At 62.8% G+C, this 13,962-nt stretch carries 8 protein-coding genes and 5 pseudogenes; 7 read left to right on the top strand and 6 right to left on the bottom strand.

Features of this window, described 5'->3' with window-relative positions; genetic code table 11:
• Positions 1-43 precede the first annotated feature (43 nt).
• A pseudogene (locus tag AB4N42_RS17120) lies at positions 44-2,483 on the top strand (TonB-dependent siderophore receptor).
• A gap of 186 nt (positions 2,484-2,669) precedes the next feature.
• Here the strand turns inward: AB4N42_RS17120 and AB4N42_RS17125 are convergent.
• From AB4N42_RS17125 to AB4N42_RS17140, 4 genes and pseudogenes are all read right to left on the bottom strand, one after another.
• Complete coding sequence (locus AB4N42_RS17125) at positions 2,670-3,044, bottom strand: response regulator transcription factor (RefSeq protein ID WP_198796420.1); 375 nt, start codon at positions 3,042-3,044, stop codon at positions 2,670-2,672.
• A gap of 100 nt (positions 3,045-3,144) precedes the next feature.
• Positions 3,145-3,795: a response regulator transcription factor gene (locus AB4N42_RS17130; RefSeq protein ID WP_217859543.1), complete on the bottom strand. Its 651-nt coding sequence runs from the start codon at positions 3,793-3,795 to the stop codon at positions 3,145-3,147.
• A 19-nt stretch (positions 3,796-3,814) separates the two neighbouring features.
• Positions 3,815-4,288 (bottom strand): sensor histidine kinase, encoded by a 474-nt coding sequence (locus tag AB4N42_RS17135; protein ID WP_460116403.1) that lies wholly within the window; start codon positions 4,286-4,288, stop codon positions 3,815-3,817.
• Between the two features lie 62 nt (positions 4,289-4,350).
• Positions 4,351-4,953, bottom strand: a pseudogene (locus AB4N42_RS17140) (histidine kinase dimerization/phospho-acceptor domain-containing protein); the annotation flags it as partial.
• A 324-nt stretch (positions 4,954-5,277) separates the two neighbouring features.
• Between AB4N42_RS17140 and AB4N42_RS17145 the strand changes: the two are divergent.
• Entirely contained in the window at positions 5,278-6,219 is a 942-nt protein-coding gene (locus AB4N42_RS17145) for a LysR family transcriptional regulator (protein ID WP_407683278.1), read from the top strand.
• 19 nt (positions 6,220-6,238) lie between these two features.
• Here the strand turns inward: AB4N42_RS17145 and AB4N42_RS17150 are convergent, their stop codons facing one another.
• Complete coding sequence (locus AB4N42_RS17150; protein ID WP_407683302.1) at positions 6,239-7,258, bottom strand: GlxA family transcriptional regulator; 1,020 nt, start codon at positions 7,256-7,258, stop codon at positions 6,239-6,241.
• A 210-nt stretch (positions 7,259-7,468) separates the two neighbouring features.
• Between AB4N42_RS17150 and AB4N42_RS17155 the strand changes: the two are divergent.
• The 5 genes and pseudogenes from AB4N42_RS17155 (at position 7,469) to AB4N42_RS17175 (ending at position 13,281) form a co-directional block, all read left to right on the top strand.
• Positions 7,469-8,471: pseudogene (locus tag AB4N42_RS17155) on the top strand (ABC transporter substrate-binding protein).
• 99 nt (positions 8,472-8,570) lie between these two features.
• A complete protein-coding gene (locus AB4N42_RS17160; RefSeq protein ID WP_431145456.1) occupies positions 8,571-9,536 on the top strand; it encodes a helix-turn-helix domain-containing protein in 966 nt (321 codons plus the stop codon).
• A 71-nt stretch (positions 9,537-9,607) separates the two neighbouring features.
• Positions 9,608-10,541: pseudogene (locus AB4N42_RS17165) on the top strand (SphA family protein).
• Positions 10,542-10,551: 10 nt separating this feature from the next.
• Entirely contained in the window at positions 10,552-11,805 is a 1,254-nt protein-coding gene (locus AB4N42_RS17170) for an MFS transporter (protein ID WP_460115042.1), read from the top strand.
• A 17-nt stretch (positions 11,806-11,822) separates the two neighbouring features.
• Positions 11,823-13,281, top strand: a pseudogene (locus tag AB4N42_RS17175) (amidase).
• Between the two features lie 138 nt (positions 13,282-13,419).
• On the opposite strand, the gene AB4N42_RS17180 reads toward AB4N42_RS17175, so the two are convergent.
• The gene (locus AB4N42_RS17180; protein WP_030140699.1) at positions 13,420-13,824 is read right to left on the bottom strand and encodes a cupin domain-containing protein; all 405 of its coding nucleotides are present in this window, start codon (positions 13,822-13,824) and stop codon (positions 13,420-13,422) included.
• Positions 13,825-13,962: the final 138 nt, after the last annotated feature.

The following is a 13,962-nucleotide window of genomic DNA, read 5'->3' on the forward strand; positions in this document are numbered from 1 at the left end:
TTGTCATTCCTGGCAACTGAACAGAAAACGAGAGCGTTCTCCCATGTCCGCAGTCACACCTTTGCACTTGCGCCCGGCCGTTGCTGGCTGGCGTCCGCTGTTGGGCCATCCCTTGTTGAAGCTGGGCTTGCTGCTGAGCCTGAGTACCAGTCCGTTATTCATCTCGCCCAGCCAGGCAGAAGAAAGCGCCCGGCGCAGCTATCAGGTGCCGGCCGGCAGCCTCGGTGCTGCTTTGACTCGTTTCGCCGGGTTGGCGGGGGTCAACCTGTCGGTGGATCCAGCCCTGGTCAGCGGTCGCGACAGCGCCGGGCTTGCTGGCGATTTTGCCGTGCAGGAGGGCTTTGCGCGGTTGCTGCAAGGTTCTGGCCTGCAATTGCAGGCCGTCGGGGAGCAGGCCTACATCCTGGTCCCGGCGCCCGAAGGCAGCAGCCTGCAACTGGCTCCTACCTCGATTCTCGGCACCAGCGGTTCGGCGAGCGACGAACCCTACGCGCGGCGGTCAGGTCGCCCGTCGTGGTTCACAGGGGTTGCTCGGTTCGCGGGACTTCATGGAAACGCCGTTCAGCATGACCACCTACACCGGCGAGACGGTGAAGAACTTGCAGGCCCGGACCTTGGGCGACTTGGTCGCCAGCGATCCTTCGGTGCGCGCCACCAACCCGGCGGGTGGCCGCTATGAACAATTCACCATCCGTGGGTTGAGCCTCTTCAACAGCGACGTCGCCTACAACGGCCTCTACGGCATCTTGCCGACCTACACGATCGACATGGAAATGGCCGATCGCGTCGACATCCTCAAGGGGCCGACCCAGCTCATCAACGGAATCTCGCCGCGTGGCAGCGTCGGCGGCGGGATCAACGTGGTGCCCAAGCGCGCCACCGACCAGCCGATCACCTCTATCACGGGCAGCTACGCCTCTGACAGCCAACCCGGCGCTGCCGTGGACGTTGGTCGTCGTTTCGGCGAGGACAACCAGTTCGGTGTCCGTTTCAACGGGGTGAAACAGTCCGGCGATACCGACTGGGATCATCAAAGCGTCGATCGCGAGATGGCGGTGCTGGGCCTGGATTTCCGTGGTGAGCGCTTGCGCCTTTCGACCGACATCGGCCACACCGAACGTGATACCGATGCGCCCCAGGAGCGCGTCCAGGTGGCGGCCGCGGCGCAGATTCCCCACGCCAGCGACGTGCGTCGCAACTACGCCCAGCACTGGACCAAGGCGCGTACCGAAGACACCTTCGGCGCGGTGAATGCCGAGTTCGACGTCAACGATTCCGTCATGCTCTACGGCGGCGCGGGAGCCCGAAAAAGCAATCATGATTTCCTGCGGCACAACGTGTTGGTCAGCAACGCCGCTGGCGACTTCACCGTGTCGCCTCGCGACTTTACCCGCGATGAGAATGTCCGCACCGCCAACACTGGCGTGCGCAACTGGTTCCACACCGGGCCGGTGAGCCATGAGCTCAACCTGGCCGCCAGCTATTTCTACATGGATTTCGAAAACGGCGGCGCCCGTTACGCCAATGGCCGAAGCAACCTGTACAACCCGGTGCAGACACCGACGCCAAACGTCCCCACACGTCCCGATCCGAAGGTCTATACCGAGAACCACTTCAGCGGCGTCGCGCTGTCTGACACCCTGGGTTTCTTCGATGACCGCCTGCTGCTGACCCTCGGCGCCCGCTGGCAGCGCGTGGAGGTGGACGACTGGTCCGATGGCATCAAAGGCCGCACGGCCTATGACGAAGAAAAGGTCTCGCCGTCGGGTGGGATCCTGTTCAAGGCGACCGACAGATTGTCCCTTTATGCCAATTACATGGAAGGCCTGAGCCAGGGCAAGATCGCGCCGACGTCTGCCGATAACCGTGACGAGATCTTCCCGCCGTTCATCAGCCGCCAGGTCGAAGTCGGCGCCAAGTACGATGCCGGCGCGCTCGCCGTCACCGCCGCGGTGTTTCGCATCAAACAGCCGGCCTATGCCACGGACGCCACGACCAATGACTTCGGCCCGAACGGCAAGCGTGAGAACACCGGCGTGGAACTGAGCGTATTCGGTGAACCGCTCAAAGGCGTGCGACTGCTTGGCGGCGTGATGTACATCGACAGCGAACTGACCGACACCACCAACCCCGCCTTCGACGGCAACCGGGCGCCGGCGACGCCGGAATACAACGTCAACCTCGGCGCGGAGTGGGATGTGCCGACGGTGCAGGGGCTGACATTGACCAGCCGAGGGATCTATTCCAGTTCGCAGTACCTGGACCCATCCAATACCAAGGAGATCGATTCCTGGGAGCGTTTCGACGTTGGGGCGCGGTATGCCTTCAAGGTGGATGAGAAGAAGATCACCTTGCGGGCGAATATCGAGAACGTTGCGGACAAGCGATATTGGAGTTCGGCGGGGGCTTCGGATGACAGTGAACCGGGGCTGACCTTGGCGACGCCTCGGACTTATCTGGTTTCGGCTACCGTGGATTTTTAGTTGCACGCACTGGCCTCTTCGCGAGCAAGCCCGCTCCCACATAGGGCTGTTGTGTACATCACTGCTTTGGCTACAAAAAATCCAAATGTGGGAGCGAGCTTGCTCGCGATGGCGGTTTTACAGCCGATAGAGATGTTGGATGTGCCGGCCTCTTCGCGAGCAAGCTCGCTCCCACAAAGGCAGTCCTCACGCCAACCCTTGCATTACCGATTCAATACAAGCCATCAACTCCCCACAATCGAACGGCTTCGGAAACACCGCCACCGGACCGCAGGAACCCGGCCTGGCCAGCGGCGGCACAGCGGGCAAACCCGTGATGAAGATAAGCGGAATCTCGATGCCGCGGGCACAGAGTTCATCGCACAGTTGGATTCCGGTCATCCCCGGCATTTGAATGTCCGACAGCAAGCACGCCGTATTTTCAAATCCAGCCGAAGACAAGAAATCCACGGCGCTGGGGTAAGTCTTGACGTGATAACCGTGGGAGCGCAGCAAACCATCCAATGCAACTCGAACCGATTCATCGTCATCGATAACTGAAACAATTGCGGTGTCGGACATTTCGAAACCTGGCAGTAATGTCAGGTGGCCATGAAGGCGACCTAGTCACTGCACGATACGCTGTCCAAAAGCCGCGGCTAGTATACGTGGGTATGAACGTTCAACGGTCGCCGACAGGTTCCAGGGCCTGGGCCATGCGCACCAGGTCGGCAAATGAACGCGCGCCCATTTTGCGCATGGCCTGGCCACGGTGGATCTTGACGGTGATCTCGCTCAAGCCGATCTGCCCGGCGATCTGCTTGTTCATCAGCCCCGACGCGGCCAGTTGCATCACCTGGCGTTCCCGGGCGGTGAGGGTGGCGTGGCGTTCATGGAGCGCTTGCTGGTTGCGCTCGGTTTCCCGGCGCAGCCGGTCACGCTGGTGGGCGAGGGACACCGCATCGATCAGGTCCTGTTCGCGAAACGGCTTGGTCAGGAAATCCACCGCGCCGGCCTTCATCGCCCGTACCGTCATGGCGATGTCGCCATAGCCGGTCATGAATACGATCGGCAAATGAATGTCGGCGCTCGCCAACTGTTGCTGGAAATCCAGCCCGCTGGTGCCGCGCAGGCGCACGTCGAGCAACAGGCAACTGGGCGTGTCGAGACGCGGATGGCCCATGAACTCCGCCACCGAGTCGAACAGCTCGACACGCAGGCCAATGGAACGCAGCAGGCTTCGAAGGGCGTCGCGCAGCGAGGCATCGTCATCGACCACGTAGACGATGGGGTCATGCGCGGGGGCAGGGTGAGTGGCGTGGCTTGGGTTCATGGGCGGCTTCCGTGACAAGTCAGGCGTTGGAAATCAATGGCAGCGAAAACCTGAAGGAAGTGCCTCGGCCTGCCTCGCTGGTGGCCCAGATCCTGCCGTCATGGAAGTCGATGATGGAGCGGCAGATGGACAGGCCGATGCCCAAGCCGTTTGCCTTGGTGGTGAAAAAGGGATTGAACAATGACGGCAGCGCCTCGGCGGTGATGCCAATGCCTTGGTCCACCACCTCCAGCAGCACCTCGCGCCCTTGGGTCCAGGTGCGCACAAAAGGATCCGCTCCCGCACCTGGACCGTCTCCATGGCGTGGCACGCATTGCTGATCAGGTTGATGATCACCTGCTGCAACTGCACCCGGTCGACGCTGACGTGGCTGGGCGTCGTCGCGAGTTCCAGCTTCACGCTGACTTTGTGCTGGGCCAACTGGTGGCGCACCAGGTCCAGCGATTCCCTGACGATCGGCTCCAGGCACTCGGGCCGGCGCAGGGGGTCGCATTTGCGGGCCATCGCCCGGGTACGATTGATGACCTCGCTGGCACGGCGGGCGTTGGCGACGATCCGGTCCAGCGAGTCGAGGGCTTCCTTGAGGTCGGGAACCGGGCGTTCCAGCCAGCGGCGACAGGCCTCGCCGCTGCTGGTGATGGCCGTCAGCGGCTGGTTCACTTCATGGGCGATGGAGGCGGCCATTTCGCCCAGGGAGGTCAACCGGGTGGCGTGGGCCAGTTGGGCCTGGGCCTCGATCAGGTACGCCTGGTGATGCCGCAGGCTGTCCGAGGCCTGCTTGCTGCGCAGTGCCAGGAACGCGATGGCCGACAGGGCCGTCAGGCAGCGAAAGAAACCCGTGGTTGAGTCCCAGCGGTGATAGCCGCCGTTGTACAGGAACATCGCCGTCAGCAGGAACATGCACATCAGGGCGACAGTGATCACCAGGTTGATGGAAAAAAGATTCGCCGCCATCAGCAGCAAGGTGATGTAGAGCAGCGTCGGCGCCAGGTCGGAATGGGTTTCGGAGTTGATGATGACAATCCCGCAGGCCACCACCAGGCCGACGGCCCAGCCCAGGGCATTGACCAGCGGGTGGGTGCTGATGCCCATCGAGGGCGTCGACGTCTTCGGGCAAGGGTTGTGCCGCAGGCTTTGGTAGACGTTCTTGAACATCATGGCGGGTGTGGGCACGCTGCAGGCCTTTTTTTGGCTGATCCAACCCCCGGCGACGGAGGAAACAGGGCATCGGTCCTGATCTTAAAAGTTGCCCTCGGCCTGGGGTAGGACATAAAACCCTGAAATCCTGCCAACCCTGGCAGTCATCCCCACATACCCAGGTATCGATGACTCGACCCAAAGCGTGGGTGGGGCGTCCTCCGGTACAACAGACGCGCGCTGGGCCCTGGCGTAACCTTCAAGCACTCTGCCGCCGTCGGCCCTGCAAGACGTCCCGGGTGCGACTTTCCTTGAATCATTGGCCTTGTGCCTGGAATGGCTACCATGATGAACAGAAATGACCTGCGTCGTGCTGACATCAATCTGCTGGTTGTCTTCGAAACCATGATGCACGAGCGAAACGTCACCCGAGTCAGCGAGAAACTGTTCCTCGGTCAACCGACCATCAGTGCCGCCCTGGCGCGTTTGCGCCTGATGTTCGATGACCCCCTGTTCATCCGCGCGGGCCGGGTCATGGAGCCGACCTCGCGGGCAGAGGAAATCTTTTCCAACCTGTCCCCGGCGCTGGACGGAATCGCCGCCGCGTTGAGTCGCTGCCAGGCGTTCGACCCCGCCACTAGCGACGCCACGTTCCACATTGGCCTGTCCGATGACGTCGAATACGCCTTGCTCCCAGACCTGTTGCACCGCCTGCGTATCGAAGCGCCCGGCACGACGCTGGTGGTGCGCCGCGCCGATCAATGGCAGATGTGCCAGTTGCTGGCGTGCGGCGAGATCACCGTCGGGATCAGCCACACCCTGGAACTGCCGGCCAACGCCCGGCGCAAGGCTTTGCGACCGATCCGGCCCATGCTGTTGCGGGCCGATTCGCTTCCCGGCGAATTGTCCTTGGATGAGTTCTGCCGCCGGCCCCACGCGGTGGTTTCGTCCATGGGGCACGTGATCGATGATTCGGACCGGGCGTTGAGCCTGGCGGGTCGGCATCGGCGGGTGGTACTGACGGTGCCACAGTTCAGCGCGTTGCCGAGGTTGCTGGCCGGCAGCGACATGATCGCCATCGTGCCGGACTATGTCGCCCGGGCCATGGCGATGGCGACGGGCTTGCGGGCGGAGGCGGCGCCATTTCAGCTGCCAGAACGTGAGCTGACGATGGTCTGGCGCGGCACTTCCCATAATGATCCGGGGGAGCGTTGGTTGCGCTCCCGGTGCTGCGCGTTTCTTGCCGAGGTGTCCGACTCACGCCCTCAAGCACGACGCGTGGCGTGAAGGGACGGCGCCGTCCGCCTCAACGGGAAAAACGGTTGCGGTACTCGCGGGGTGAAATCGACAGGTGGCGCTGGAACGTATGGCGCATCCGTTCTTCATCACCAAAGCCGCAGGTACGGGCGATCTGGTCGATGTTGCGCTCGGAGTCCTCCAGCATTCTTCGCGCGGCTTCCAGGCGGAACATCTCGATGGCCTTGGCTGGGGTTCTTCCGGTCTGGCGCTTGTAGACCCGGGCAAAGTTGCGCGGGCTCATGCGCGCCTGGCGAGCCAGTCGCTCGATGGTCAGGTCGGCCTCGTCCAGGTGATCGGCGAGCCACCCGTGCAATTCATCGAACCCGGCGCTGTCCTGGGTCTGCGCCAACAACAACTGGCTGAACTGCGCTTGCCCACCAGGTCGCTTGAGAAACACCACCAGTTCCCGCGCCACTTGCAGCGCAACGTCGCGGCCGCAGTCGGCTTCGACCAGCGCCAGGGCCATGTCGATGCCAGCGCTGACGCCCGCCGAGGTCCAGACTTTGTCCTGCTGGATGAAAATGGCGTCGAGGTCGACTTCGATCAACGGGAAGCCGCTCTTGAGCATCTCGCACATGGCCCAGTGCGTGGCGGCGCGGCGACCATCCAGCAAACCGGCCTGGGCCATGAGGAAAGTCCCGCTGCACACCGATGCCGTGCGCCGGGCCTTGGTCGAGGCGGCGCGCAGCCAGTCCACCAGCTCGACACAATCAATCATTGCCTGACGGATGTCCGGGGCGCCCGGCACGATCAGCGTGTCGACGCTGACGTCGTCGAACTCGCGCAGGGAAGAGGTGGCAACGACCAGGCCTTCGGCGGTGGGCATCAGCCCGCCGTCCAGGCTCGCGGTGTGCATTCGATAACCAGGCAGGCCGCGTTCAGCCATGGCTTTGGTGGCCGCCCAGAAAACCGTCTGGGCGCCAGTCAGGTCGAGCAGTCCCATCTGCGGATAAGCGAGGAAGACCAGCGCGCGAGGTTGGGACATCGGCTCGGCGGCGATGCGAATGTCATGGGTCATTTCGTTCATGGTCGCGTCGGCTCGGTTCTGGCGCAATAGAAGGGAGGCGGTGCGCATCGCAGCGCCGGGTGCCTCTGGCTGATTAATCCTCTGCCTGCCTATTGTCAAGTTGGTCGCACTGCATCTGCGAGTGATATGCATATGCTATATAGGTATTTAAATATTGTTTTTTATAGCTTTAGAGTTGGCGCCAGACTTCATTCTCAAGAGGCCCCGGTCATGGTGTTCAAGCGTCCCGTATTACTTGTTTCCTTGGCGGCAAGCTTGCTGACGGGGCCCTTGGCCCACGCGGAAGGCAAGATCAGCATCGCCCAGCAATTCGGCATCGGTTATTTGATCCTCGACGTCGTGCGCGACCAGCAGCTCATCGAGAAACAAGGCAAGGCCCAGGGCATAGAGATCAAGGTGGACTGGAACAGCATTTCCGGTGCGACCGCGATGAACGAGGCCCTGCTCACCGGCGCCCTCGACGTGGTGTCGGCGGGGGTGCCGCCGATGCTGACGATCTGGGATCGGACCCGGGGCAAGCAGAACGTCAAGGCCATCGCCTCGCTGGGCTCGATGCCCAACTACCTGCTGACCAACAACCCGGCGATCAAGACGCTCAAGGACTTCACCGACAAGGACCGGATCGCGGTGCTCGGCAGCCGGGGTCGGGTTCCAGTCGCGCACGTTGCAGATCGAGACGGCCAAGGCATTCGGCAACGACCACTACAAGAAATTCGACGACATCTCGGTCAGCCTCCCGCATCCGGACGCCACGGCCGCGCTGATCGCGGGCCAGTCGGAAATCAATTCGCACTTTTCCAGCCCGCCGTTCCAGTACCAGGCGCTGCAGAGCCCCAACGTGCACAAAGTCCTCAGTTCCTATGACGTGCTCGGCGGGCCGGCGACGTTCAACGTGCTCTACACCACGGAAAAATTCCACGACGAAAATCCGAAGACCTACAAGGCGTTCTATGACGCGCTTGTCGAAGCACAAACCCTCATCAAGACTGATAAAGCCGCTGCCGCCCAGACCTACATCCGGGTCGAGCAATCCAAGCTGCCGCTGCCCCTGGTGGAGAGCATCGTCAACGACCCGGAAATCGACTTTACCGTCGTGCCGCAACGCACCTACATCTATGCCGAGAAGCTGCAGGAATTGGGTGTGCTGAAAAACAAGGCCGGCAGCTGGAAGGACTATTTCTTCGAAGAGGCCCACGGCGGCGCCGGCAGTTGATTAGCCGTTTTCGGCACAATCGAGCAAGCGGCCTGCCGGGCGGAATGGAACTTGCCTGATCTTCGATCATGAACCCTGGAAATCTCGAAGGTCGGGTTAATGAACGACGATATGGCGGATGCACTGCCGACGCAGCCGATCAATCGGTTTCGCACCGGTGACATCGACGAACACGCGCGGAACATGGGCGGATGGCAAGTCAGCTACGACCAGTTGACGCCGGGACACTTCGAGGGCGAACTGATCGAGTTTCGCTCGGAGTGGATGCAGTTGGTGCGCGACCGCTCTAACCAGGCCATGACCAAGCGTGGCATGGCGTGGGAGGGTGCGATCACTTTCAGCGTGCCGCTGAGCGCCGACGGCCCGGTGTTCTGTTCCGGACACCCGATTGTCGAGCCCAGCCTGATGGTCGCGTGCGGCCGGAACCTGCCGGACCTGCGTACGCCGCAGCATCTGGACCTGCTCGGTGTCGCGGTCGAAGAGCAGGCGTTGGAGCACCTGCTGGAACGCCAGGGCAGCGCCTTTCGAATTACCGATCTTCCCAAGTGTTACCGTCTCGGCGATTCAACCTTGCCGGCTGAACTGGCCGCCTTGTTCGATGAGCTGGAAGGGGGCGGGCAGGGACGTGCGTCATTGTTGGGCCACGAGTCGATCCGTCGTGGCCTGCGCGACACGGTGATGCTGCATTTCCTCGAACTGGTGGCGCCGGACGAGGCACCGCCGCTGCCCCCGACGGCCCGCAAGCGCATGGTCGACCGGGCTCGGGAATATGCCCTGGCCCATGTCGACGAGCCGCTGTCGATCCTGGACCTGTGCAACCACATCGGTGCCAGCCGCCGCAAATTGCAGTATTGCTTCCAGGAAACCCTCGGCATCAACCCGGTGGCCTATTTGCGTGCGCTGCGCCTCAATGCCGTGCGCCGCGAACTGCGCCTCGGCACCCAAGGCGTGCAAGAAGTGGCGACGCGCTGGGGCTTCTGGCACCTGAGCCGATTCGCCAGTGACTATCGCACCCTGTTTGGCGAAACCCCTTCGCAAACCCTGCGTCGCACGCATCTGTGCTGAAAACGGATAACGGCTGGCGCACCCGCTCCCTAGGATGACCCCAACACCACACAGATGGGATGGGGCATTCGATGAATCAGAAAAAAAACAACAATCAGCAGCGCCTTGCGTGGTTCGCCTTGGGACTGATCGGCGCCAGCGCCGTGGCCAACGGCACCGAAAACGGCGCGCCGACCACCGCGATCGGGGTCTACGATTTCGGCAGCCGGCATGATGCCGCCCGCCACACCCTTCGGGACAGTCGGGCTGCGCACGGCGTTCTATTCGGCCAATGTGCAAAAGGATCGCCACGGCCGCTCGCGGGACAACAATCTCTCCCTCGACGTGCTGTCCATCGCCGCCGCCTACCTGCACATGACCGATTACACCGTGCTTGGCGCCAAGTACGGCTATGGCGCGGTGGTGCCGTTCTTCAAGATGGATGCTTCGGTGCGGGTACAGACTCCGGTGGGGCCGCTGGACCTGGAGGCCGATCCGTTTCGCCTGGCGGACATTCAAGTATTGCCGGTGATCCTGCAGTGGACGCTGTCGCCGAACCTGTTCGTCAACGCCCAGTTGCAGATCCAGGCGGCGACCGGTGATTACGACGAGGATCGGCTGATCTCGCCGGGTCTCAATCATTGGACCTTCTCGCCGATTCTCAACGCGACCTATCTCTCTGACACGGGCTTCGAGGTGTCTTCCAGTTTCGAAGTCGACGTCAACACGCGCAACCACGCGACCGACTACAAGAACGGCGTCGAGTACCGCCACGAATTTGCCGTGGGCCAGCATGTCGGCCCCTGGACGCTGGGTGTGGGCGGCTACTACTACCGCCAGTTCACCGACGACGATGCCCCGGGCCTGGAGGCGGGCAATCGGGCACGGGTGATGGCGGCAGGTCCTGCGGTGGGCTACTTCAAGCCGGGCATGCCGCCGGTCTGGCTGCATGTGTACAAGGAGTTCGATGCGCGAAACCGCGCCGAAGGCTACACCACCGCGTTGCGCATTTCCCACAGTTTCTAAGGGGCTCGCCATGAAGCAATCAAGTTCCGTTTCAACGGCTGCGCCGCGCCAGGCGGTTGGCCGGCGTGAAGGGTGGGTGCTGATGCTGGGCAGCAGCCTGACGATCATGGGTTCGGTGATGGTCACGCCCATTCTTCCCCGGTTGGGCGCCGAGTTCGGCCCCCTTGAGCCTCGCGCCGATCTGCTGGTGCCGTTGGCGATCACCGGGCCGGCGTTGGCGATTGCCCTTTGCGCGCCGCTTGCCGGCTGGTTGGCCGACCGGATCGGGCGCAAGGCACTGCTGGTGATCGCCACGTTGCTCTACGCCCTGCTCGGCGCGTTGCCCGCGCTGCTCGACAACCTGCACGGCATTGTCATCGCGCGGTTGCTGTTTGGCTGTGCCGAGGCGGCGGTGATGACCTGTTGCGCCACGTTGATTGCCGACTATTGGCACGGCGAGGAACGCTTGCGCTACGTCAACCGGCAGGTGGTGACGATCGGTCTGGTCGGGGCGCTGTTTTTTGTCGTCGGCGGGGCACTGGGGGAACACTCCTGGCGCTCGCCGTTTCTCCTGTATCTGCTGCCGTTGCTGTTGGTGCCCGCCATGCTGAAAATTCTCTGGGAACCGCCCGTGACGAGGCGGCAGGTCACTGAGCCGCAGGCTGACGATTCAGCGCCGACCAAGGTCGCGGTTCTGCAATTGCTGGTGGGCTACCTGATGATCGTGTGGGGCATGGTCCTGACGTTTGTGATGCCGATCCAGGCGCCGACGCTGCTGGTCGGCCTGGGCGTGACGTCCAGCACAATGATCGGACTGTCGGCGGGCTTGAGCCTGCTGGCAACCCTTGGCGGTTCCTTGAGCTGGCCGTTGTTGCGTCGGCGCTTCGGGATCGCCGGTTGCAATGCGCTGTTGTTGGCACTGATGGGGCTCGGTCTCTGCCTGTTGGTGCGAGCGCAAAGCTACAACGCCGTGCTGCTGGCGGTGTTCATCCAAGGCTTGGGAGCCGGGCTGCTGGTGCCCAACGTGATTGCGCCCGTCATGAATGCCCTGACCGCCCGCACCCGTGGGCGTGGCCTGGGTGGGTTCACCTCGTTCCTCTATATCGGCCAGTTCATCAGTCCGTTGGTGGTGGCGTTCGTCGGTGCCTATGCCGGTGACTTGCGTCAATCGATCCAATGGCTGGCCTTCGCCGGTCTTGCCGCTGCGCTGCTGTGGGTGGCTGTCGGTTTGCGCGCGCGGGGTAATGGCCAGGCGCGCATCGCCCAATCTCGTCAATCGTCCTGAAGCAAGGAAACTGAAACATGAGCCTGCAAGACATTCACTCATTGATGGACATAGAAGATGCGACCGGGCTGGCCGAGTGGGTCAGGCGCGGTGAGGTCCAGCCGGGCGAATTGCTGGAGACCGCCATCGAACGCCTGGAACGGGTTGAACCACAACTCAATGCAGTGGCGGAGCGGCTGTACGATTCGGCACGGGAGGCGGCGCGTTCGCCTGAGGCCGGGCAAGGGTTGTTCGCTGGCGTGCCAACGTTGATCAAGGATCTGTTTTCGCCGGTCCAGGGCGCGGCGATGACCAATGGTTCCCGTTCGCTGGGGGACTGTCGCGCGGATTTTGAATCGGAATTGGTCACGCGGTTGAGGCGGGCCGGCTGCCAGGTGATGGGCACCAGCACGTCGCCGGAGTTCGGCACCTCCTATTCCACCGAGTCCGTGCGTTTTGGCGCTACGCGCAACCCGTGGAATACCGAGCGCAGCGCCGGCGGTTCCAGCGGTGGTGCGGCCGCGCTGGTGGCGGCCAGGGTGGTGCCGTTCGCCCATGGCAACGATGGCGGCGGTTCGTTGCGGGTGCCAGCGTCGTGTTGTGGCGTGTTCGGGTTCAAGCCCAGCCGTGGACTGCTGCCGTCGGGCCCGATGATTGGCGAGGGTTGGGCCGGTATGGGCACGCCCCACGCCATCACCCTGTCGGTGCGCGACAGCGCCGCGCTGCTGGACGCTACCGCCGGGATCGACTTGGGCGCGCCCTATGCCGCGCCGGTCCAGGCGCTGGCGTATGTGACGGCCGTGCAGCGTGATCCGAAGCCGCTGCGCATCGCCCTGGTCGAGCACGTCAGCCCCCTGGGCCACGTCGGCGCCAAGCTTGCAGGCAGTGGGCGAGGCCGCCCGCTTGTGTGAAAGCCTGGGGCACCGCGTCGAGCCGGTGAACCTGCCGGTGGCGTTGCCGGAATTTCTCGACCAGGTCTTCACCATCATTGGCGCCAGCACGCGGCATTACGTCGATGTGCTGGGCCAGATGCGTGGGGCTGCGGTGCAGGCGGAGGAACTGGAAGTGCGCACCCGGATCATCCTGCGGGACAAGGGCAACGTCAGTGGCGCGCAGTATGCCGGCGCCGTGGAATGGATCCATGCCTTGGGTCGCCGGTTCGCGATGTTCATGCAGGACTACGATGTAATCCTCAGCCCGGTCCTGACTCGGGAGCCAGTGCTAATTGGTGAGTTGGAGGTGCACGACGTTTGCATGAGCCTCGAACAGCTCATCGAGCGCGTCCACAGTTATTCGCCATTCACCGCGCTGTTCAATGCCAGCGGGCAACCGGCGATGTCCGTACCGCTGGCCTGGAGCGCCAACGGCCTGCCGGTGGGGGCGCATTTCGCTGGCCGGTTCGGCGAGGAAAGCACCTTGCTCGCCCTGGCCGCCCAACTGGAAAGGGCCCAGCCTTGGCGGGAGCGGGTACCTGCGGTCAATGCCCGCCGCAGCTAAAGCGCGCAGCTCACCTCCTGTGGGAGCGAGCTTGCTCGCGAAGGCGTCATTAGGTTCAGCATCGTTTTTGACTGACCGTCCGCTTTCGCGAGCAAGCCCGCTCCCACAAATCTGCTGCTGTGAGCCCACTAAAGAAGGTCAGTTCTTGAGCGGAATCAACACCGCTTCATCCTCGCCCATCACCATGAACACCAGCAGCTTGGCCGGTTGGGTGGCGCTGGCGTTCTTCGACACCAGGTGCTCGGAACCGGCGGCTTCGTACCAGAACTCGCCAGCCTTGTAGGTGATCGCGGGTTCGCCCTTGACCTGGGATGTGATAGCGCCTTCGAGCACGTAGGCCATTGCGGTGCCGTCGTGCTTGTGGGCGATGGACGACTGGCCCGGCGCATAATCGACGGTCAGCATCATGGCCTTTTTGCCGGGCAGGTTTTTCAGCAGCTTCTCTTGCAGCACCTGGACCTTCTCCGACGGCCCGGTTTCGTGGGCGTAGAGCGGGGCAATGGGAAGCAGGCTCAGGGCGGCGATCAGGTAGAGGGTTTTCATGGGGGGGACCTTTGTGGCGTGGAGTGAGTTCGCCTTCACCCTAAGCCCCAAGGTACCGGGGACAAACGTCCAATTTTTTGAAAGATGGGTAGACCACCGTGGCGAGGGAGCAAGCTCCCTCGCCACGCAAAAGAAGAG

Source organism: Pseudomonas sp. H2_D02, assembly GCF_054677635.1.

What these genes read in the sequence shown, in the direction of transcription:
- AB4N42_RS17180 (WP_030140699.1), bottom strand. Translation starts at nt 13,824, where the DNA reads ATGAAAACCCTCTACCTGATCGCCGCCCTGAGCCTGCTTCCCATTGCC.
- AB4N42_RS17170 (WP_460115042.1), top strand. Translation starts at nt 10,552, where the DNA reads ATGAAGCAATCAAGTTCCGTTTCAACGGCTGCGCCGCGCCAGGCGGTT.
- AB4N42_RS17150 (WP_407683302.1), bottom strand. Translation starts at nt 7,258, where the DNA reads ATGAACGAAATGACCCATGACATTCGCATCGCCGCCGAGCCGATGTCC.
- AB4N42_RS17160 (WP_431145456.1), top strand. Translation starts at nt 8,571, where the DNA reads ATGAACGACGATATGGCGGATGCACTGCCGACGCAGCCGATCAATCGG.
- AB4N42_RS17145 (WP_407683278.1), top strand. Translation starts at nt 5,278, where the DNA reads ATGATGAACAGAAATGACCTGCGTCGTGCTGACATCAATCTGCTGGTT.
- AB4N42_RS17130 (WP_217859543.1), bottom strand. Translation starts at nt 3,795, where the DNA reads ATGAACCCAAGCCACGCCACTCACCCTGCCCCCGCGCATGACCCCATC.
- AB4N42_RS17125 (WP_198796420.1), bottom strand. Translation starts at nt 3,044, where the DNA reads ATGTCCGACACCGCAATTGTTTCAGTTATCGATGACGATGAATCGGTT.
- AB4N42_RS17135 (WP_460116403.1), bottom strand. Translation starts at nt 4,288, where the DNA reads ATGCGACCCCCTGCGCCGGCCCGAGTGCCTGGAGCCGATCGTCAGGGA.